This is a genomic window from Rhodococcus sp. NKCM2511, from assembly GCF_014905595.1.
Classification (GTDB): Bacteria; Actinomycetota; Actinomycetes; order Mycobacteriales; family Mycobacteriaceae; genus Rhodococcoides; species Rhodococcoides fascians.
This window is the reverse complement of sequence record NZ_BNHJ02000001.1, coordinates 921,517-942,915: the sequence shown is the minus strand read 5'-3', so window position 1 is coordinate 942,915 and position 21,399 is coordinate 921,517. Positions and strand designations below refer to the sequence as shown.

17 protein-coding genes are annotated in these 21,399 nt (G+C 64.8%); 8 read left to right on the top strand and 9 right to left on the bottom strand.

Annotation, left to right across the window (positions count from 1 at the left end; all coding sequences use genetic code 11):
* Nucleotides 1-510: 510 nt before the first annotated feature.
* The 3 genes from JLZ96_RS04240 to JLZ96_RS04230 form a co-directional block, all read right to left on the bottom strand.
* Entirely contained in the window at nucleotides 511-798 is a 288-nt protein-coding gene (locus tag JLZ96_RS04240) for a YciI family protein (protein WP_201009540.1), read from the bottom strand.
* Nucleotides 799-893: 95 nt separating this feature from the next.
* A complete protein-coding gene (locus JLZ96_RS04235; protein WP_032372730.1) occupies nucleotides 894-1,682 on the bottom strand; it encodes a DNA-formamidopyrimidine glycosylase family protein in 789 nt (262 codons plus the stop codon).
* A gap of 51 nt (nucleotides 1,683-1,733) precedes the next feature.
* On the bottom strand, nucleotides 1,734-6,275 hold the full coding sequence (locus JLZ96_RS04230; protein WP_201009539.1) for an ATP-dependent helicase: 4,542 nt from the start codon (nucleotides 6,273-6,275) through the stop codon (nucleotides 1,734-1,736).
* A gap of 95 nt (nucleotides 6,276-6,370) precedes the next feature.
* Between JLZ96_RS04230 and JLZ96_RS04225 the strand changes: the two genes are divergently transcribed.
* Complete coding sequence (locus JLZ96_RS04225) at nucleotides 6,371-6,622, top strand: hypothetical protein (protein ID WP_027496446.1); 252 nt, start codon at nucleotides 6,371-6,373, stop codon at nucleotides 6,620-6,622.
* A gap of 101 nt (nucleotides 6,623-6,723) precedes the next feature.
* On the top strand, nucleotides 6,724-7,251 hold the full coding sequence (locus tag JLZ96_RS04220; protein ID WP_094642961.1) for a DUF1992 domain-containing protein: 528 nt from the start codon (nucleotides 6,724-6,726) through the stop codon (nucleotides 7,249-7,251).
* Here the strand turns inward: JLZ96_RS04220 and JLZ96_RS04215 are convergent.
* Both JLZ96_RS04215 and JLZ96_RS04210 read right to left on the bottom strand, forming a co-directional pair.
* Nucleotides 7,235-8,800, bottom strand: a complete 1,566-nt coding sequence (locus JLZ96_RS04215) for an NAD-dependent epimerase/dehydratase family protein (RefSeq protein WP_201009538.1) — start codon at nucleotides 8,798-8,800, stop codon at nucleotides 7,235-7,237. The genes JLZ96_RS04220 and JLZ96_RS04215 overlap by 17 nt on opposite strands.
* Nucleotides 8,797-10,026 (bottom strand): aminotransferase class I/II-fold pyridoxal phosphate-dependent enzyme, encoded by a 1,230-nt coding sequence (locus JLZ96_RS04210; protein WP_201009537.1) that lies wholly within the window; start codon nucleotides 10,024-10,026, stop codon nucleotides 8,797-8,799. The genes JLZ96_RS04215 and JLZ96_RS04210 overlap by 4 nt, the downstream gene beginning before the upstream one ends.
* A 377-nt stretch (nucleotides 10,027-10,403) precedes the next feature.
* Here JLZ96_RS04210 and JLZ96_RS04205 point away from each other — a divergent pair, with 377 nt between their 5' ends.
* Nucleotides 10,404-11,522 (top strand): acyl-CoA dehydrogenase family protein, encoded by a 1,119-nt coding sequence (locus JLZ96_RS04205; RefSeq protein ID WP_094622630.1) that lies wholly within the window; start codon nucleotides 10,404-10,406, stop codon nucleotides 11,520-11,522.
* A 3-nt stretch (nucleotides 11,523-11,525) separates the two neighbouring features.
* Here JLZ96_RS04205 and JLZ96_RS04200 read toward each other — a convergent pair whose 3' ends face one another.
* Entirely contained in the window at nucleotides 11,526-12,131 is a 606-nt protein-coding gene (locus tag JLZ96_RS04200; protein WP_032370674.1) for a hypothetical protein, read from the bottom strand.
* 54 nt (nucleotides 12,132-12,185) lie between these two features.
* On the opposite strand from JLZ96_RS04200, the gene JLZ96_RS04195 reads away from it, so the two are divergent.
* The 3 genes from JLZ96_RS04195 to JLZ96_RS04185 all read left to right on the top strand — a co-directional run bounded on the left by JLZ96_RS04195 (nucleotide 12,186) and on the right by JLZ96_RS04185 (nucleotide 14,581).
* The gene (locus tag JLZ96_RS04195; protein ID WP_094650044.1) at nucleotides 12,186-13,370 is read left to right on the top strand and encodes an NAD(P)H-binding protein; all 1,185 of its coding nucleotides are present in this window, start codon (nucleotides 12,186-12,188) and stop codon (nucleotides 13,368-13,370) included.
* Nucleotides 13,370-14,080: a CPBP family intramembrane glutamic endopeptidase gene (locus JLZ96_RS04190; RefSeq protein ID WP_032383950.1), complete on the top strand. Its 711-nt coding sequence runs from the start codon at nucleotides 13,370-13,372 to the stop codon at nucleotides 14,078-14,080. The genes JLZ96_RS04195 and JLZ96_RS04190 overlap by 1 nt, the downstream gene beginning before the upstream one ends.
* Before the next feature lie 63 nt (nucleotides 14,081-14,143).
* Entirely contained in the window at nucleotides 14,144-14,581 is a 438-nt protein-coding gene (locus tag JLZ96_RS04185) for an Lrp/AsnC family transcriptional regulator (protein WP_027496454.1), read from the top strand.
* Here JLZ96_RS04185 and JLZ96_RS04180 read toward each other — a convergent pair.
* A complete protein-coding gene (locus tag JLZ96_RS04180) occupies nucleotides 14,553-17,267 on the bottom strand; it encodes a molybdopterin cofactor-binding domain-containing protein (RefSeq protein WP_201009536.1) in 2,715 nt (904 codons plus the stop codon). The two genes, JLZ96_RS04185 and JLZ96_RS04180, sit on opposite strands and share 29 nt — an antisense overlap.
* Nucleotides 17,264-18,076 carry an FAD binding domain-containing protein gene (locus JLZ96_RS04175; RefSeq protein ID WP_201009535.1) on the bottom strand — a complete coding sequence of 271 codons (813 nt, stop codon included), beginning with the start codon at nucleotides 18,074-18,076 and terminating at the stop codon, nucleotides 17,264-17,266. Before JLZ96_RS04175 ends, JLZ96_RS04180 begins: the two co-directional genes overlap by 4 nt.
* A 179-nt stretch (nucleotides 18,077-18,255) precedes the next feature.
* On the opposite strand from JLZ96_RS04175, the gene JLZ96_RS04170 reads away from it, so the two are divergent.
* Complete coding sequence (locus JLZ96_RS04170; protein ID WP_201009534.1) at nucleotides 18,256-19,824, top strand: PucR family transcriptional regulator; 1,569 nt, start codon at nucleotides 18,256-18,258, stop codon at nucleotides 19,822-19,824.
* A gap of 7 nt (nucleotides 19,825-19,831) precedes the next feature.
* A complete protein-coding gene (locus tag JLZ96_RS04165; RefSeq protein ID WP_201009533.1) occupies nucleotides 19,832-20,467 on the top strand; it encodes a DUF2461 domain-containing protein in 636 nt (211 codons plus the stop codon).
* A 10-nt stretch (nucleotides 20,468-20,477) separates the two neighbouring features.
* On the opposite strand, the gene pucL is transcribed toward JLZ96_RS04165, so the two are convergent.
* Nucleotides 20,478-21,398: a factor-independent urate hydroxylase gene (pucL, locus tag JLZ96_RS04160; RefSeq protein WP_201009532.1), complete on the bottom strand. Its 921-nt coding sequence runs from the start codon at nucleotides 21,396-21,398 to the stop codon at nucleotides 20,478-20,480.
* Nucleotide 21,399 lies beyond the last annotated feature (1 nt).

Below are 21,399 nucleotides of genomic sequence, written 5' to 3'. Positions count from 1 at the left end.
CGATCCAATGTATCGGCCGAGCGTGATAGACCACGGGTGTTCTGCGATACGGACGCGCTACCGAGGCGCCGCACGCGGCGGATTCGGCTCCCGTGCGCACCAACATGTCGAACGCCGTACTGATGCGACGTGCGCACCACGTTCAGCAACAGGTGCCGCGCGACAGTGCTCTTGCGAGTCTGACCTGAGAGTTCTTGCTAATCCGCGAAAGAGAGATCGAACGACTACTCCGACCCACTCTTGTCCGCTTATCGCCACAGCAAAGACGGCACGGGAGCTAGGACAGACACCGTCTCCGGACGTATTGAACGCTGCATGGCCGGAAGCACGAAAACTCAACTGCGACAACACTCGACCGATCATTCATGTTCAACGCCAGAACGCAAGGGCTTACAGTATGCAACTGTGCCGCCGTAGTCTTCGCCCACCACACCTGATTACGATGACGACTCGCAACCGTCGACGCATACGCGGTCGCCGCGACAAACGGTAGCGTCAACGCCAGATGGATCAATTGCTCCACCCACTGATGATCACGTTTCGCGCCCCGAGGAGGAAGAACCCAGCGAGTACCTCTTTTGCTTCGGCGAACGGACCGTCCGTCGTCAGGACGTCACCGCCTTTGCCGCCCGACACACGCACCGTGGTGGCGGTGGACGTGGGGTACAGGACCGCGCCGCCGGTGATCGCCGGTCCGGCCGAGGCGCTGAATGCACCGTATTCGGCCATCTCGTCGGCCACGTCGGGCGAGGTCCAGTCGGCATCGTGGGTGTAGACGATGGCTGCGTATGCGGTCATGGTCAGCTCCTGACGATTCGTCGTGGTCTGCGCCGTTCGCCGACCTACATACGAAGGACGAACGGGGTTCGCCGAAAAGGACACCACGAACAGGACTATCTCGCCACACCTCGAGGTTGGCAGTGCGGGCAGTAGTAGATCTGCCGTTCTTCGAGTGGGTTGTCGCCGATAAGTCCGAACTCGATGGTGGTACCGCACCGCCTGCACGGCTTGTTTTCACGGCCGTACACCCAGAAATGACGGCCCGCGCGACGATCCCCGGTGGTGACGCGCTGATTGCGATTCTTGTTGGCGGTGATGGTGCGGAAGGACAGGTCGATCATCTTCTTCAGGTCTCCGGAGTCCTCGACCGGCGTGCGGGGATCGACTCCGCGAAGGAAGCAGATCTCGTTGCGGTAGACATTGCCGAGTCCGGCTATGTTGCGCTGATCGAGCAGGGCCAGGCCGATCGGTCGGCCGGGGTCCGACTCCAGATTGGTCAGGGCGACACCTGGGTCCCAGTCGGGTCCGAGTAGATCCGGTCCGAGATAGCCGACAGCGTCGTCCTCGTTCTCGAGGATCTCCAGCACGCCCAGCTCGAATCCGATGGCCTGCGCCTTCTCGGTGTTCAGAATGATCCGAGCTTGGAAGGCCGGACGACGCCAGCGAGCCCCCAGTGCATAGACGTGCCAGGTGCCTTCCATCTTCAGGTGCGAGTGGATCGAGTAGCCGCCCACTCTGATCAGCAGGTGTTTGCCCCTCGACGCGACGGACTCGACCGTTTCGCCGGTGAAGTCGACTGTGGCGTAACGGGGTACACGAATGTCGCAGGCAGTGAGCTGCTGGCCCTCGAGCGCTGCCCGCAGAGTGTTGGCGGCGCGCCAGACGGTATCGCCCTCGGGCATCTACGTCCTCTCTCGTTCTTCGGTTCTCTTCTTCGTCAGTGGTGCGGTGCCTCAGCGCCGCAGGCGTAGTCCGCGGGGAGTCGCCGAGAAACCGGCCGCGGTCAACGTCTTGGAGAAGTCCGTGCCGTGGATGTCGTGACCGTTGATCCGTTCGACCAGTAACTTGTCCACCCCGCCGCGCTTGACCGTGGTCGCCAATGCCGTTGCTGCAGAAGCGATGTCCTCGGTGTTGTCGCCGAAGGTCAGCACCGACTTCCCGCCACGTTCGACGAACATCGTCAACTCCCCACGAACGAGTACGACCAGCGCTCCCGCCTTGCGACCCGGCCGGTGCTTCGTCGTGTCGTCCGTGTCTTCGCCGCCGGCCTTCGGCCAGGGCAGTGCACCGCCGTACGGGTTCGCCGGATCGCACGAGGCGAGCACCACGGCAGTGGCGTTCTTCTTCGGTTCGTCGTAACTACGCAACCGGTCGACGACGTCGGAGGTGGAGAACTGAGCGCCGCCGAGCGAATCGACGAAGTATCCGCGTCGGCAGCGACCGGAATCCTCGAACCCCGTCAGCACCTTGTACATCGTGGCGAACCCGCCGGGGACACCTTCGTTCATGACCGAACCACGCGTCACCACGCCGTAGCGTTCGAGGAGTACGTCTGCGGTCGCGTGAGCGCGGACGGTGAGGTCCGGTTCGAGTTCGGGCAACCGTGACCACCGACCGCCGGCCGTCGGTGGGCCGGTGCGGGTGGGCAGGGACGGCCGCTCGAATTGACGGTAGGAACGCAGGCGCGGGGTTCGACGCGGTGATCGATGACTCGGGGCGGAGCGGGTGGCCGTCGAGTTCAACAGAGCCCGCAGTGGCGCGAACGTGTCGTTGCTGAGCCGTCCGGCCCACACCAGCTCCCAGAGCGCAGCCTGCAGAGCCGTGTCGTCGGTGCTGCCGACGGTGTCCGAGAGCTGCCGGAAGAAGTACGCACCGCCGCCGGCGACTGCGTCCTGAATGCGAATCTGCAACTCCGACAGGTCGGATTCGGCGGCGGGCACCAGGGTCAGTGGCGCGGTATCGGCCATGTGCAGGCTCACCCAGCCGTCCTTCGACGAAATCGCACCGTGTCCCGCCCACAACACCTCACCGGTGGAGGTCAACTCGTCGAGTATGGCGGGGCTGTAGTCGCTCACCCGGGAGGCGAGCACGAGAGATTCCCACGCCGACGCCGGAACGGGCACGCCCGCAAGCTGTTCGATGACCGTTGCGACACCGTCGATGCCGCTCAACCGGCGACTGTCCACGTGCTGCCACGCCGGCAGGAAGCGGCCGAGCGTGGCGGTGGACACGGGTTCGACTTCCTGCCGTGCCGCCGCCAGAGATCGCCGCCGCAATCGCCGAAGAACCTCGGCGTCGCACCATTCACTGCCCGTTGCACCGGGACGGAATTCGCCCTCGACGACGCGTTTGTCCACGGCCAGTCGGCGCAGGACGTCACGCACCACGGCGGTACCGACGCCGAACCGCGCGGCTGCGTCGTCGAGGGTGAACGGACCGTGGGTTCGGGCGTACCGGCTGATCAGGTCGACGAGTGGGTCGTCGACGGGCTCGATGAACGCGGCGGGAGTGCCGATCGGTAGCGGAACACCGAGTGCATCGCGCAAGCGAGCCGCGTCCTCGATGGCCGTCCACCAGTTCTGGCCGGCGAACGAAACTTCCATTGCCCGCTTTGCATCGGCCAACTCGGCGAGCCACTGCGGGAATTCGTCGCCGTTGGTGCGCTGTCCGACTTCCGTGGCGGTCAGCGGACCGAGCAGCCGCAGCAGATCCGCAACACCCTCGATGTCTTTGGCGTGTCTGTCCTCGGGCAGTCGCTGCAACTCGAGCTCGGTGGTGGTGATGACGCTGTCGTCCAGCAACTCTCGCAGCTCGACGCGTCCGAGCAACTCGGCCAGCAGCGCCGAATCGAGAGACAGGGCGGCGGCCCGCCGTTCGGCGAGCGGGCTGTCGCCCTCGTACATGAAAGCGCCGACGTAGTTGAACAGCAACGAATTCGCGAACGGTGACGGTGACGGCGTCTCGACGTCGACGATCCTGATCTGGCGTCGCCCGATGCGGGCCAGGATGTCTTCGAGGGCGGGGAGGTCGTAGACGTCCTGCAGGCACTCGCGCACGGTTTCGAGCAGGATCGGGAACGTGGGGTATTTACGAGCGACGTCGAGCAGCTGTGCCGAACGCTGCCGTTGTTGCCACAGTGGTGCGCGCTTGCCGGGGTTGCGGCGGGGAAGAAGCAGTGCGCGAGCGGCGCATTCGCGAAATCTCGACGCGAACAATGCCGATCCACCGACCTGCTCGGTGACGATGTCGGCGATCTCGTCGCGCTCGAACACGAACAGTTCCGCGCCGGGCGGCTGGTCGTCGGTATCGGGTAGCCGGACGATGATGCCGTCGTCGGATGCGGTGGGGGCGGCGTCGATGCCGTATCGCTCGATCAGCCTCGCGCCGACCGCGAGGGCCCACGGCGCGTGTACCTGCTGACCGTAGGTGGAGTGCAGCACCAATCGCCAGTCGCCGAGTTCGTCGCGAAATCGCTCGACGATCATCGTCTTGTCGGTGGGGAGCTGGCCGGTGGCCTCGAGTTGTTCGTCGAGCAAAGCGATCAGGTTGTTGACTGCGTTGGCGTCGAGACCGTCGGTGCTCAGCCGCTCGGCCAGGTTGCTGCGGTCGGTGGTGCTCCGCAGAAACTCGCCCAGGGCCCGGCCCAATTCGGCCGGTCGACCGAGGCCGTCGCCGTGCCAGAACGGCAGCCTGCCCGGTTGGCCGTATGCGGGACTGACCAACACCCGGTCGTGCGTGATCTCTTCGATGCGCCAGCTGGTGGCACCGAGTGCGAACACGTCGCCCACTCGCGATTCGTAGACCATCTCCTCGTCGAGTTCGCCTACCCGTGACTGCTTTTCGCCCACCATGTAGACGGTGAACAGGCCGCGGTCGGGGATGGTACCGCCGGACGTGACGGCCAGTCGCTGCGACCCGGGACGGCCGGTGAGAGTGTTGGCGTCGCGGTCCCACACGAGCCGTGGCCGTAGTTCGGCGAACTCGTCCGACGGGTAACGGCCCGAGAGCAGGTCGAGTGTCGACTCGTAGGCAGATCTGGGCAGAGTGGCGAAACTGCCGGTGCGACGGACTGATTCGAACCAGTCCTCGGCGTCGATGGGTTCGAGTGCGCACGCTGCGACGGTTTGCTGGGCGAGGACGTCGAGGGGATTGGCCGGGACGAAGAGGGCCTCGATCTTGCCCGACGTCATGCGTTCGACGGTGACCGCGCAATGGATGAGATCGGTGCGGTGCTTGGGGAACAGCACGCCCTTGGAGATCTCGCCCACCTGGTGGCCGGCGCGGCCGACGCGCTGCAGGCCACTGGCCACCGACGGCGGTGCCTCGACCTGGACCACCAGATCGACTGCGCCCATGTCGATTCCGAGCTCCAGGCTGCTGGTGGCCACAACGCAGCGCAGACGACCGGTCTTCAGATCGTCTTCGATCAGCGCGCGCTGATCCTTGCTGACGCTGCCGTGGTGGGCCCGTGCCAGCAGAGGATCGGCACCGTGGTTGACGTCGGATGCGGTGCCCACCTGAGATGGTGGTTTGTGCTCGGTATCGACTCCGCCGCCGATACGTTCGGCGTACACCTCGTTGAGCCGCGCGGTGAGTCGTTCCGCGAGCCGGCGCGAGTTGGCGAAGACGATGCACGATTTGTGCTCGAGGATGAGATCGACCATCTTCTCCTCGACGTGCGGCCAGATCGATCCCTGAGCCGGGGGAGCGGCGGAGGTGTCCGCATTCGGGTCGGTGACGCCGAGTTCGGTCATGTCCTCCACGGGCACCTGAACCGTCAGGTCGAAAGTCTTCGGAGCGGGTGGGGCGACGATCTCGATGGGGGCGGCACCGGCGAGGAATCGGCCTACTTCCTCGTGGGGGCGCACCGTCGCGGACAGGCCGATGCGTTGCGCGGGCTTGTCCAGCATCGCGTCGAGCCGCTCGAGGGACACCGCGAGGTGCGCGCCACGCTTCGTGCCTGCGACGGCGTGCACCTCGTCGACGATCACCGTATCGACCTCGGCCAGGATGTCGCGCGCCGCAGAGGTGAGCATGAGGAACAGAGACTCGGGAGTGGTGATCAGAATGTCCGGCGGAGTCTTGATCATGGTCCGGCGATCGGCAGCGCTGGTGTCGCCCGAGCGGACTCCGACGGAGATCTCCGGCGGGTTCAGACCGAGACGCTTGGCCGTCTGGGTGATGCCGACCAACGGAGCTCGCAGGTTGCGCTCGACGTCCACTGCCAGAGCCTTGAGCGGCGATATGTAGAGCACCTTGGTCTTGCGGGTGCTGTCCGCACCCAGTTGGGCCAGCTCGTCGAGGGCCCACAGGAACGCCGACAGCGTTTTGCCCGAGCCGGTCGGCGCGACCACCAGGGTGTGCGATCCGCTGGAAATGGACGACCACGCACCGAGCTGCGCCGACGTGGGGGCCGGAAATGCGCCGTTGAACCACTCGCGAGTCGGCCGCGACAGCTTCTCCATGATGTCGGTGCCGATACTGTGCGTGGCCATCCCACCATCATGCCCCGAGGCACCGACAGGTAACCCCGGAGCGCGAAGCTCGTGCGCTGCGGTGTCGTTTGGCCCGATTCGGGTACCCGGTGGCCATGACCGACGACCAAGAGATCATGCAGAAGATTTCCGCGAAACTCGACGCACTGCTCGGCAGCAAGACGAACGGCCTGCAGAACGAGGTGCCGCCGGGTGCAAGCATCCAATCGGACGAGGACGACGCCGAGCACGGTCCACTCGGCCGGGATTACCACTTGGCGAGCAAGTACGCCCAAGCGCTGGCCATCAACGAGCCTCAAGTGATCGACCGTGACGAGTTCGACCGCTTGGTCGCCGAATACGGCTGAGCCGACGCATTCGAGTGAGCCCCGACCCCTGCAGGGGATCGGGGCTCACTCGTCTCGGGCGCACCTGGCGAACGCGCGCGGCCGGTTCTACAGTCGATAGAGTGACCGAACGCAAGAAGCCAGGAGTCACGTTCGAGTCCTGGGTCGACAAACAGATCCGCGAGGCGCAGGACGCCGGCGCATTCGAAGGACTCGACGGCACCGGTAAACCCATCCCGATGGGCGATTCCGACGACGAACTGTGGTGGGTTCGCGGCTATCTGAGGCGAGAGAACCTGCCGGTCGATGCGCTCTTGCCCACGGCGTTGGCGTTGCGCAAAGAGATCGAGCGGCTGCCCTCGACGTTGATCGGTCTCCGGCGCGAGGAGTCCGTACGAGACGTGTTGGACGAGCTCAACGCTCGCATCGTCGACTGGATTCGCTTTCCTACCCCGCCGATCGTGCCGCTCGGCCCCGTGGATGTCGAGACGTGGGTGTCCCGGTGGCGTACCAATCGAGCCGAGGTCGACCGCCTGGAAAGACAGCACGACGCGGAGTCGGCTGTGACGTCGGGCCGGCCCTCGGCGGCGGACCACGACGGTGCATCGTGGTTCGCGCGCGTTCGCAGCAGGCTCAGCTGGTGGCGCTGAGTCCGATCGTCCTGGCGCAGTAGGCCAGAGCGTCCGCCGCAGTGGACACGAACGGAAGCGCAGCTGTGCCGTCCACGCGAACTCGAGAAGGCAACAGCCCGTCGGGGCACTTCGGTTCCTCGAGTGTCGTCCACCCGGTTGCGCGCCGACGCACGCCGCCGACCAGGGTGTCGGTCGCGTGCCGGACTCCGCTGCGCAGCGCAATGGGGGCGGTGTCGAGGTGCGTGCGCGCGAAGCGCAGTGCGGCGTCGACAGCGTCCACGGTCTGGGTGGCCGATGATCGACCGCGCAGCCCGGTGCTCAGGCCGTGGCCGGGGAGATCCAGTACCACCACGTCGACGCCTGCCCGTGCGATCTCGGCGGCCACGGGTGTCAGGTAGCGGGCATGCAGACCGGTATCGGCAACCAGCACCACCGACTGGTCGGTGGCCGTCGCCGATCGGTGTACTTCGATGTGTACTCGCCCGCCGGCGATGTCGAGCTGCCGGTGCACGACATCGAGGCCGGCGACGTCTGCGCGGGCGAGCGCGACCGCGTCGGAGGCCGGCCGCAACGCTGCCTCGCAGGCGAGGTCGCGTTCGAGGGCGTCCTGACTCCTCAGCAGCGACTTGCCCTGCAGCAGAATCATCATGGCGGCAGCCTCGTGGGAGGTGAGGGTGGGTGCCCATCCGGTGGCGGCACCGAGCGCGGTCGAATCGACGATGGGCTCTCCGGGCGTGACCCACTGCCCGGAGAACGGCGTGAGGCCGAGGGCGAAGGCGATGTTCGCGATACGCGTCGCCGCTTTCTGTGGAACGTCGAACATCAACTGGCCCTGCATCGCAGCGAGTTCACGCACACCGACCCAGTCCACCGGACCCAGGTTGTACGGACCGACGAGGTCGGTCTTGGCCGCGCGGTGGAAGGCGTCGGCCATGTCGTCCTGGAACAAGAATTGGTACGAGGCCCGATCCGCTTCCGGGAACGCGCCGATCGGCCCGGTGAACTGGTCGATCCCGTCGTTGGCGAAGTCGGGTCCGACGATGTACGTGCACCGCAACATGGAGATGGTCATCTCACCGGGGTGCCTACGCAGCCACCACTCCGCGTAATGTTCCACCTCGGCTTTGTCGTAGAAGTAGTAGCGATTGGGATCGCCTGCGGGATAACTGTTCTCGGTGAGCGGCTCCGGAGCTATGTCGGCACCGTACGCGTTGATGCTGGACGCGATCACCACTCTCCCCACGCCTGCTCGATATGCGGAATCGATAACGTTGCGTGACCCGCGCAGGTTGATGTCGTGGGTCTCGGTCTTGTCTTTGAGCTCCTCGACCACGAACGCCAAGTGCAGCACGACGTCGCACTCGGCGAACGTCTCCTCGAGGTCGGGAGAGCGAATGTCCGAGCGGATCGCGGTGAACTTCGGGTGCGTGATTCGGGCTGGGCGACGGGCTATCCCGACGACCGCGTCCACCTCGGGATCCTCGAACAGCCTCGGGAGAATCGCGGCCGCGAAGTCACTGGTGGCTCCGGTGACCGCGATACGCACGCCGCGGTGGCGCTCACTCATGAGGGCAGCTCCGCTACGGCCTCGATGATCTGCTCCGTGGCGGTCGACAGGTGTTCTTCGGTGTGCGTTGCCATCACGCACAGGCGAAGTATGGCACCGGATTTCGGCACGGCGGGATGCAACGCGGCGCTGGTGAAGATGCCGCGGTCGTAGAGGTTCTTCCACAGACTCATGGCCACGAGGTCGTCGCCGATGTGGAGTGAGACGATGGGGGCGGCCGTATCGCCGTGGGGTGTGGACGAGCGGCCTGCCACGTCGAGGCCGGCCGATTGCAGTCCGCCGCGCAGGATCTCGGCGTTGTCGAGTACGCGCCGAGCCCGATCCTTGCCCTCGTCGCTTCGGATCAGGCGGACGGAAGCCAATGCGGCACCCACCGCAGCAGGCACACCGGAGGTCGTGAACAGGAAGGCGCGGGCCTTGACCCGGAGGGTGTCGATCAAGTCGCTCGAGCCGGTCACGAACCCGCCGGTGGAACTGGGGCTCTTCGACAGTGACGCCATCGTGACGTCGACGTCCTTGGTGATGCCGAACAGCTCTGCCGCTCCGGTGAGTTCGGGCCCGTAGACACCGAGGCTGTGGGCTTCGTCGACCATCAGCGCTGCGTGATAGCGGATACACAGCTCGGAGACGACGTCGAGCGGTGCCAGGTCGCCCTCCATGGAGTACAGACCGTCGACGATCACCAGCACGGCTCCGTCGTCGACGACGGGTTGCTGGAGTTTGGCTTCGAGATCGGCCATGTCGTTGTGCTTGAACTTGACCACCGACGCGCCCGAGAGGGTGCTGCCGTCGCGGATCGATGCGTGGGCCGCCGAATCGACGATCACCGTGTCACCGGGGCCGACGATCGCACTGATCGTTCCGAGGTTCGTCTGGTAGCCCGTGGTGAAGACGAGTGCGTCGTCCGTTCCGTGCCACTGGGCGATCTCGTGCTCGAGTTCGAGGTGGAGGTCCAGAGTGCCGTTGAGCAAACGACTTCCGGTGACTGCGCTGCCGAATGTGTCGAGCGCGTGCTGGGCACCCTCGACAACCTTGGGATGATCGGCAATGCCGAGGTAATTGTTGGATCCGAGCATGATTTTGTCCCGGCCCTCGACGCGAACGACCGGGGCGACGGCCGATTCCATCTTGCGGAAGTACGGGACCACATCGGCGTCTCGAACAGCGCGCAGCAAATCCACGCGCCCGTCTCCGCCGAGTCGTTTCATCAATCTGTTGACAACCATCGTGTACCAGAACTCCTCACAGAGTCGATTGTGGATTGTCGCGAATTCATGAGTTCATTCGGAGCGGGCGGCGCGGGCGATTGGTATTCGGCAGAAGAATATTCAGCGTTTCAAAAGATGCTCTTGCGACGGAAATAGGTTGGTAAATACGCCCCGAAAAATAACTTCGGTTTCTTTCGATCGACAAACTTTACGAGGCCTTTAGTTTATCGCCGCAGGTGGCGGGGTATTGTCGGGGTCCAGCGCGAATTCACCTGCTTTACCGCTGTCCATGCTGATATTCGACTGATTTGTCCAGGTCGACTGATGGTACAAATTGGACGACGCCCCAATCAATCAGTGACACACAATCGATTAGTGACACAAGGAGATGAACAGTGACTGGATTAATGGTGCGCGAAAGAGAAACGCTCGAGAAGTACATGCCGGGTTTGCTGCACTATCTGGACACGACCCCACTGGACCGACTGGAGTCCCGCGATTCGGACGCGATCGACAAGTTTCGGGAATTCGGCGGTACCGGCTTGGTGGTCCCGGGCGAACTGGGTGGTCTCGGTGCTCCGGCCATCGACGCGGTTCGGGCGCAGAGGGCCATCGGGTCTCGCTCACCCTCTCTGGGCGCGGGAACCACGATGCACCATCTCTCACTCGCGTCCCTGACCGAATTCGCTCGTGGTGCCACCGACGACGACCGAGCATTGATCAAGGGATTGGTCGACCAGAAGGCGATCGTTGCTTCCGGGTTCTCCGAGGGCGTCACCGGCGGGAGTGTGTTCATTCCGACGATGACCGCCGTGAAGAAGGGCGACAACTACATCGTCAACGGAAGCAAGAAGCCGTGCAGTCTGGCACGTTCGATGGACTTGCTGACCTGCAGCGTCGAGATCGACTCCGGTGACCGCGCCGTCGCGCTGATTCCGGCCGGCCTTCCGGGTATGAGTGTGAAGCCGTTCTGGACCACCGACATTCTGGCCGGCGCGCAGAGCGAGGAAGTGTTGCTCGAAGACGTCGAAGTACCGGCAAGCCTCGTCCTACCCAACAAGGACGACGATCCCGATGGCGTGCACGAGATGACCGGCTACCTCTGGTTCGGGATGCTGATCTCCGCCAACTACATCGGCGCAGCGACCTCCCTGCTCGAGCGGATGATCGAGCAGGACAAGGGTGACTACGAAGGCTACGTTCGAGCGGCGGCCGAACTCGAGGTGTCCATGGCGGCAATCGAGAACGTGGCCCGTGCCTTCGACGAAGGTGAACGCGGACAGGACATCTCGGTGAAGTTGCTGTTCAACCGCATCGCGATTCGTGACGCACTGGTGCGCAGCAGTGCGGCTGCCATCGAATCGCTGGGCGGGATCGGCTTCATCAAGTCACCCGAAATCGCCTACGTCGCAGCAGCATTGCACGCGTTCGCATTTCATCCGCCATCACGGCGGTCCATTTCGGAGACCCTGGCCCGTTTCCACGCAGGTGAAGATTTCGCGTTCGTCAAATAGCGACTACCGCTGTTCGTCTTCCAGCTCGTCGTTCAACTTGTCTTCGCCCCGGTTGCGGAAGAACTTGAATCCGGGGATGCCGATGACGGCGCGCCTGACGTCCTTCGTCACTCCGAGAAGTTCGTGGATCTCGGGGGAGACCGTATCGAGGGTCGCGAGGATGGGGAGTAGAGCTTCCATGTGGTCGAGGAGTCCGGGAAGCTGATCGACCATGGCGATCGCTGCGTCGACCTCGGCGTCGGACAGGTTGTCGACGAAGCGTCGCGCCATCGGCTCGGACTTCTTGGCGATGGGATCGAACATCTCGATCAGCTCCAACGCCGTATGCGAGGCGGCCGATGCCGACGCGACCACGGTGTCCGCGGCACCGGTCGTCCGTTGTACATGAGCAACCACGGCATCGGCCGAATCGATGACATGGTCGATTCGTGTCATCAATGTCTCTATACGGCTCAGCAGTGCTTCGATTCTGCCGGGCAGGGTAAGCGCGAAATCGGCCGTGGTGAACATCCAGCTCACACCGGCCCGCGCCACTGCGGCTCCTCGCCGAAGCACCGTTTCGGTACCGAGAGGGTCGGGGAGGACCACACCTGCCAACACGAGAGCCATAGGAGCGACAATGCCATACCGACGCAACGCCCCGACTGCCGTTAGCCTCGACGCATGAGAGTCCTCGTCACCGGTGCCAGCGGGTACATCGGGTCTCGGCTGGTGGCGGCCCTGTTGGCAGACGACGCGGACGTCGTCGTCGGGTCTCGGACTCCGAAGAACCTGCGCACTTTCGACTTCTACGATTCCGTGACCGCGGTGTCGCTCGACGTCACGGACGAACAATCCTGTGCCGCGGCCTTCGCAGAGTCGGGCGACATCGATGTCGCCTACTACCTCGTCCATGCGATCGGCGAGGCCGACTACCGTGCCCAGGACCGGACGTCCGCCGAGCAGTTCGCCGCGGCCGCCGCACGAGCGGGAGTGCGTCGAATCGTGTACCTGGGCGGCTTCGTCCCCGACGACGCCCACCTGTCGGAGCACCTGGCCAGTCGCGCCGACGTCGGTGAGGCGCTGACGGTGGACGGTATCGATCTGGTGTGGTTGCGAGCGGCGATCGTCATGGGTGCCGGCTCCACGTCGTACGAGATGCTCCGCTATCTGGCGGACCGCTTGCCGGTGCTGCCGTTGCCGAGTTGGCTCGCCGAGCCCGTTCAACCGATAGCAGTCGACGACGTACTGCACTACCTGGTGGCGTCTGCCGATACCGACACCGTCCCAGCAGGTTCCTACGACATCGGCGGCCCGGACGTGGTCCCGTACCGCGACCTGGTGTTCGCCTACGTCGAAGCCGCCGGGCTGCAGCGCATCGGGATACCGGTACCGCTCGTTCCGACGTCACTCGCCGGCAAGGTGATCGGAAAGATCATTCCTGTGCCCGCCGGGCTCGCCGAGGATCTGGTCGGTTCACTGCACAACACGATGACCACGTCTGAGAGCCGGATTCGGGATCTCGTCCCCGATCCGCCCCGTGGTCTGACCACCATCGCAGACGCCATGGCCCGTAGCGTGCGAGGAACCGTGGGCGAGCCGCCCGGGGTCTGTGCACTGAAGGACCCGCTGCGACTGGCGAACACCGACGCAGCATGGAGCGGCGGAGATGCGCTCGGCGTCCGGCGGCACGGCGTGGCCGCGTCCTCGGACCGCACCTGGGGTCTGGTCGAGGCTCTGGGCGGCCGTCGACTGCTGGCATCGAAGCCCGTGGCAGCAGCAGTGCGTACCAACCTCGATGTGGCTGCGAGTGTGAACCGACGCGCTAAGTCGGTCGTGCGCCGACTGACCGATACTGAGGAGGCATGATGGCAACGTGGTCGACGACCGCGCTGAACGTGATGAAGTCCGCTCTGGTCGATCCTGTCGAGCGCGACCACCGGGAGTCCGACGCGGCGTTCAGGAAACGGCGCATCATCGTGCTGATCACACTGGTGATCGGGGCGACGGTGCTGTATTTCTCGCTCAAGGTGGAACCGGGTGACCCGTCGTTCTACGCATTGACGCTCGTGTTGGCCGCAGTGTGGATCATCGGTGGATGTCTGTCGGGGCCGCTGCACCTCGGACGGATCAAGGTGGGCGGGTCCATCCGGCGGCCGATCGTCACCCCCATCCTCATCGGTCTCGCCGTCGGTGGCGTGTTCATGCTCGGCGGCCTCGTCGTCCGTCAGATTCCGCCGCTCGCCGATTTCACCGAGAACGTGCTCGCACACGCCCGAGTGGGGTCGCTGGTACTGATCGTGTTCATCGCGTTGCTCAACGGTGTCGCCGAGGAGATCTTCTTCCGAGGAGCCTTGTACTCGGCCATCGGAGTCAAACATCCGGTGATCATCTCGACGGTCGTCTACACCATCGCCACCCTCGCGTCCGGCAACCCGATGCTCGGCTTCGCCGCCGTGCTGCTCGGTTACGTGATGGGGCTGCAACGTCGCGCGTCGGGCGGAATTCTGGCACCGATCCTGACGCATGTCAGCTGGTCGGCGGTCATGGTTCTGGCCCTGCCCCCGCTGTTCGTGTGAGCAGAGGGTCATGTCTCGTGAGGGCAGAGGGGCATCGGCGGGGATCTGAGCTAGATTGCGCACGTGAGTGAAAACCTCGATCGCGTCGACCGCCTGATCGTCGACGAATTGATCTCGGACGGCCGCGCGACGTTGGCGACGTTGGCTGAGAAGGCGTCTCTGTCCGTGTCTGCTGTCCAGTCGCGCGTTCGACGCCTGGAGTCGCGACGAGTCATTCGCGGCTACACGGCGCAGGTCGATCCCGAAGCTCTGGGGCGTCCGTTGTCGGCGTTCGTCGCGATCACTCCGATCGATCCGGCTCGGCCGGACGACGCCCCCGCACGACTGAAGCATCTGACCGCCATCGAGTCGTGTCACTCGGTTGCAGGCGAAGAGAGCTACGTCCTGATGGTGCGCGTCGAGTCGCCGCGCGCCCTCGAACATCTACTTCAGGAAATTCGCGCTACGGCGCACGTGCAGACGCGCAGCACGATCATTCTGCAGACGTTCTACGATCGTTGACCGCTCGCCAGACGCGGTCCGAGGACATGGGCAAGTGGTGCAAGCGCACTCCCACCGCGTCACGGATCGCGTTGGCCAGTGCGGGGGCGACGGGGTTGTACGGTGACTCGCTCATCGACTTCGCGCCGAACGGGCCCAATCGGTCGTAGGTGTCCGCGAACAGCACCTGGGTTCGTGGAATGTCGGCGAACTGGGGAACGTGGTAGCTACGAATGGAGTCGGTGGTGATTCGCCCCGCACCGTCGGTGCGCATCTCCTCGTACAGTGCGCTGCCGATGGCCTGCGCGACACCGCCTTCGACCTGGCCCCGGCACTGCTGCGGGTTCATCACGGTGCCTGCGTCGGCGCTCTGCACCGACTGGAGGATCGCGACCGTACCGGTCGCTTCGTCGACCGCCACCCGAAATGCCTGCACGTTGAACGCCAGTGATCGCGGGAGTCCGCCGCTGTTGCCGTTCGCCGTCAACGTGCCGCCCGCCGATGCCAGTACGTCGTCCAACGGGACGAAGCGATCTCCGCACCGCACCCCCTCGGGCCCCAACGTGCAGTCCGAAGGGCGGCGCCCGGACGCGGTGGCGGCGACCTCGACGATGCGGGCCGACAACTCGCGCACAGCGGCGTAGAGCGCCTTGCCTGCCACCACGGTTCCCGCCGAGCCGAACGCACCGGTGTCGTAGGTGACCGACTCGGTATCGGACTGCACGACGCGGATACGGTCGACCGACGTGCACAGCTCGCTGGCCGCGATCTGGGTGTGGACGGTGGTGGTCCCGTTTCCGAACTCCGCTGTTCCGACGCGTATCTCGTAGCCACCTTCGGGCAGCAGCGACGCGGTGGCCTCGGCGCGGTGGCCACGGGGCGGAATGGTGGCGATCATGGCCACCGCCATTCCCTCACCGATCTTCCAGCCGGGCGGCGCAGGCTCGCCGTTGCCTTGCCTGATGGCGTTCTCGGCGAGGTCGATGCACTGATCGAGACCGTAGCTGCCGAATTGCAGGTCGTCGCCCTCGAGGTGCGCGGCGACGATCTCGTCGCCGGGAACGATCACGTTGCGGCGGCGGAACTCGAACGGGTCGACAGCGAGCTCTCGGGCGAGATCGTCGATGGCCGATTCGATCGCGAACATGACCTGCCCCAGTCCGTAGCCGCGGAAGGCACCGGATGGAATGTTGTTGGTGTACACGGTCTTCGCGTCGACCTTTTTGTTGGCGCACCGGTAGATCGCCACCGATTCGCCGCACCCGTGGAACATCACTCCGGCACTGTGATTGCCGTACGCCCCGGCGTCGGTCAGCACGTCGATCGACAGTGCGGTCAACACGCCGTCGGCGCTCGCGGCGGCGGTGACGTCGACGCGAAACGGGTGTCGGCACGGTGCGACCGTGAACTCGTCCGTGCGGGTGAACTCGAACTGCACCGGCCGACCGGTCCGCAGAACGGCCAGGGCGACGACGTCCTCGGTCAGTAGTTCCTGCTTGCCGCCGAACCCGCCACCCACCCGTGCGGTGAACACGCGGACACGATCCCGGGGGAGGCCGAAGATCTCGCATATCTCGTCGCGCACCAGGTAGGGAACCTGGGTGCTGGTGCGCAGATGAAGCCGGCCGTCGGCGTCCAGCCAACCGATGGTGCCGTGAGTTTCCAAGTGCACGTGCTGAATTCGCTGAGTCGTCCATCGCCCGGTGACCACGGCCGCGGCATCACGTACCGCGGCGTCGACGTCACCGGTGCTGCCGTGCAGTTCGGCCACCAGGTTTCGAAACGGGTCGGCGATCCGAGCCGATGTGTCCTTGTCGCCGTGGATCTTCGGTGCGTCCGGGGCGAGTGCCGACTCGGGGTCGAACACGGCGGGTAGCACCTCGTACTCGACGATCAGGGCGCGGCAGCCCTCCTGCGCGGCGGCGATCGACTCTGCGACCACGATCGCCACACGTTGGCCGATGAACCGGACGACGGTGTCGAGTACCCGGGTGTCGTCGGGGTCGTCGACGCGGCTGTCGTGTCTGGCCGTGGAAAATGCCACCGCCGGGCTGTCTTTCGAGGTGAGCACCAGCTGCACTCCCGGAACCTGCTCCGCGGCCGTGGTATCGATGGAGACGATCCGCGCGTGGGCATGCGGACTGCCGAGAACACTGGCGTGCAGCAGCCCGGGCGGGGAGTGATCGAGCGTGTACTGCTCGGTTCCGGTGACTATCCGTGTGCTTGCGGGGGCTTCGAGCGAACGCCCGCATGCCGGACCGTCGGCCACCTTCTCGGTGTTGACCACCCCGCACACGGCATCGGAAATGGCGCGATACCCGGTGCAGCGACACAGGTTTCCCTTCAATTTTGCCGGCAGCTCGTCCCTGTCGTCCGTGGTCAGGGTCGACGCGGTCACGACCATCCCGGCCGTACAGAACCCGCATTGGAATCCGGCGGCCTCGACGAACCGGCGCTGCATCGGGTGCAGATCCTCCGGGGTGCCGAGCCCGGCCACGGTGGTGACGGACCTGTCGGCCGCGCGGTAGGCGGGAAATATGCACGAGTGCACCGGTTCTCCGTCGACGAGGACCGTGCACGCGCCGCAGTCACCGGCGTCGCAGCCCTTCTTGACCTCGAAACGGTCGTGTTCGCGGAGCAAAGTGCGCAGACATTGACCCGGTCGCGCGGCAACCTCGGTCGGTACGCCGTTGAGGTCGACGATCATGACAGCTCCTCGCGAATGGACTGCGCCGCAGCGCAACTGATGTGTCGACGCCAATCCGGCGCACCATGGGGATCGTCGTACCAGTGCTGCGGGCCGATAGTGTCGGCAAGGGCGTCGTCGAGCTCGTGCGCCGTCGGTACAGCCGAAAACCGAAGTACGAACGGACGAACGGTCGACGCGGTGACGGTCAACACGAATGTGCCGTCGGGGTCGACGCGGCCGATCACCACCGCCGCCGATCGGCCGAGAGGTGAGAGCGACATCGTGCGCATCGCCGTTCTCGACTCGAGGGCGTGCCGCGGAACGTCGATGCTGCGCAGCACATCCCCGGGTCGGAGCACCGTGGTCTGGGGGCCGACGACCAGCTGGTCGATCGGCAGACGGTAGTCGTGCTCGGGGCCGTGTGCCGACCACACCCCTGCGACGCCGTCCAGGGCGGCAGTCAACGAGATCATGGCTCCGGCAGGCAGGGCGAGCGCTACGTTTCCGCCGACTGTGGCCGTCTTCCAGATCTTGAACGAGGCCAGCAGGGCGGCTGCACACCGAGGGAACAAGGTGGTTGCGGGGAAGGCGGACTCGAATCGAGCCAGAGTCTCGATCGTGCACGTCGCTGCGATCCCGAGTCCGTTCTCGTCGACGATCAACGGCTCCCATCCCAGGGCCGTGATGTCGATCAGGGTGGTCAGGTGGTCCTGTTTCTCCGAGAACAGCCACGTGCCGCCCGCAACTACCGCGGCGTCCGCGCTGCCCGGCGGCAGATCCGCACGCGAGCGGGGAAGCAGAACACGATCGACAGTGCCGAGATCCATGGCTTCGTTCACCTCATTCTCGCCGGCCCGGATTCACCGCCCGGTGCGCCTTCTCGAACTGTAGTGACTTTCTGTTACCGATCTCGGTGCTCACGCGATACGCCCGAAACTCGGCGGAAACAACCCGCGCTTATCTTTGCCTCCGGCACGGCCGAACACACGAGGCGGGAGGTTCAGCGATGTACGTCGGAGACCTACTCGATGCCTCGCACCTGGGCATCCGATTGCTCACCTCCGATCGCGACGCCCTCGGACGTACCCTGCGGTGGACGTTCACCACCGACCTACCCGACCCGTCCCGATACATCGCGGGCGGCGAGTTGGTCATCACCGGACTCGTATGGCGGCGCACGCCCGACGACAGCGAAGTGTTCGTTCGATCGGTGGCCGAATCCGGTGCGACGGCATTGGCCGCGGGGGAGGGGTTGCTCGGACACATTCCGCTCGATCTCGTTGACGCATGCGAGCGACACGGTCTGCCGCTCCTCGCTGTTCCCGACACCGTGTCGTTCGGTGAGGTCACCGAATTTCTCGTCGGCCGGGTCACCGGTGATCGAATTGCCTCGCTGAACAATTCGCTCGTGCGCCAACGCCAGTTGCTCACCGCGGTCGCCGACGGCAGAGCCCTCGACGAACTGGCACTGCACATCTCCAGAGAAACGGGAATGGCGTGTCTGATCTACACCGCCACCGGGCGTCGGTTGGTCACCGAGGCATCTGCTTTGTCCGACGCCGATGTCGACACCTTGACGCACGCGGCACTCTCGTCCGAAACACTTCCTACGACAACCGTTCTCGCTGATGGCTCGACCTACAGTGTCTTCGGCGTCGGGCCATCGCTCGTACAGCGCACCACGCGATGGTTCCTGGCCGTGGCCGGAGACATGGATTCGTTCTCTCCCGACGTCTCCGAGGCGTTCGGGCAACTCGCAGCCATCGCCGCGCTCGATCGTGCCCGGCGTGAAGAAGGACGTCTGGTGCGGCGTGAGATCGCAGACCAAGCCGTGGCGTTGATCGAACACGACAGCACCGGATTCGAGGCGCTGACCAGGCTGCGCCAGGCAGGAGTCGACCCCGACAGGCCGCTCGTCGTCGTCAGAGTTGCCCACAGCGGTCGCGTCGACCTGCGAGAGATGCTCCGATCCGTGGTCGGTGACACCCTGACCTCCTTCGGCGGTGGGTGTGTCGGATGCAGCGCGCACGGCGACATCGTCGCTGTCGTCAATACCGACGACACACTGTTCGCGCAGACCATCCGCATTCGGCTGTCCCGGTTGCGCTCCGGGATCGGACCCAGCCGAATACATGTGGGCGTGAGCGCCGTGGCCACCGGGCTGACCATCGACGGCGCACTGAGGTCGGCTCGTCACGCTCTCGAACTCAGCAGGCAGGGATCCGCGGCGGTGACGGTCACCGCAGGCACCAAGCCGACCTCGGCAGTATCGATGATGTCGGCGCTTCCCGACGACGTACGAAAATCGTTCGTCGAGCACGTCCTCGCGCCGCTGCTCGAGCACGACCGACGCACCGACGCCGACCTGACCGACACGCTGCGGGAGTTTCTGGCCAACGGAGGGTCCTGGCATCGAACCGCAGAGTCGATGCACGTCCATCTCAACACCGTCCGATATCGCATCAAACGCGTGGAGGAACTGCTGGGGCGAGATCTCGGCTCCACTGCGGACAGACTGGATGTCTACCTCGCCCTGCAATCCATGCCTCGGGCGTCGGTCCACGGCGCTGCATAATGGGGAAATGACTGCAGGCTTCACCGGAATCCCCTTCACCGCCCTGGACTTCTACGAAGACCTCGAAGCCGACAACAGCAAACTCTGGTGGAACGAACACAAGGACGTCTACGACAGTGCCGTCAAGGCACCGATGACCGCGTTGCTGGCGTACCTGGAACCCGAATTCGGTAGCGCCAAACTGTTTCGGCCGTACCGGGACGTTCGATTCTCGAAAGACAAGACCCCGTACAAGAGTCACCAGGGCGGGTTCGTCGCACGGGGCGACAGCCTCGGCTACTACGTCCAGATCGATCCCGCCGGATTGTTCGTCGCAGGCGGCTTCTACAACAGCTCCCCGGACTCGATCGCGCGTTTCCGCAAGACCGTCGACGACGACGTACGCGGAGCCGAACTCGAGGCGCTACTGGCCACTCTGACCAAATCCGGGTTCGAGATCGGCGGCGACGTGCTCAAGACCAAGCCGCGGGGCTACGAGGTCGACCATCCGCGCATCGATCTGCTGCGGCACAAGACGTTGACTGCCGGCAAACATTTCGGCTCACCCGCGTGGCTCGAAAGCCCCAAGGCAGCAATGAAAGTACGCGACGCCTGGCGTGCTCTGAGCCCGCTGGTGGAATGGTCTGCGGCACTGCACACGTGAGCGCAATGCGTTACCCGACGACGGAGTATGTGCGCCACGCACTTCCGGCGTCCGGAGCGTCCTCTCGTTCGACCGTCGCCTGAATCAGACCGTAGGGCCGATCGTCGGCGTTGAACACCTCCAGGTTGTTCTCGATGCCGAACTTGCCCAAGTCGTAGACGAAGTGGTGCTTGTTGGGGGCCGACATCGAGATCTCGGCAATGAACGGATACTTCTCCAGTACCGCCTCGCCCATGGCGTACAGGGTCTGCTGAAGAGCCAGCGACTGCAGGTTGGCAAATCGCTCGATCATCGCGGCCTTGACGCCCGCGTACACCGCATCCCACTCGACATCGGTTGTGGTGTAGCGCCACTGCGCTGTCAGCGACGTCGCCATCACTCGGTCGGTCGTGGGCTCGAGAATCGTCAGATCGTCCTCGAAGAAGCCGTGGAACTCCGAACCCGTCGACTTGAGAATCACCATTTCCTTGAAACCGCTGACGACCCAGGTTCGCTGCGCCTCGCCCTTGCCCTCGACCGTGACGGCCGAGGTGCGAATTTCCTCGCCCTTGCGGGTCCACGTGTGGTCGTGCTCGACGCCGTCGACGACCGCACGTGCCCAGGCGTACTCCTCGAGTTCGATACGGGCACCGTCGACGGGCTCGACGTCGTCGACGTAGTGACGGGCGAGGTCGAGCCCGTAGCTCTCCAGGTGGAGCAGACCCTTGGTCTTGGCATACGCGTACGCGGTCTGCTTCTGGGTGTCGGTGGGCAGAACGGCGGACTGATCGCCGGCCAGGTGTGCGGCAGAGAAATCGCCACGCAGCGCACTCGATACGTTGATGTCGTGAATCTCGTGTCGCGGAGAATCTCGATAGATCCGCACCACCCGGTTCTCGGCTTTGCCGTACTGATTGGCTCCCAGAACGATCTTTCCGGTCAGGTCGGTCATG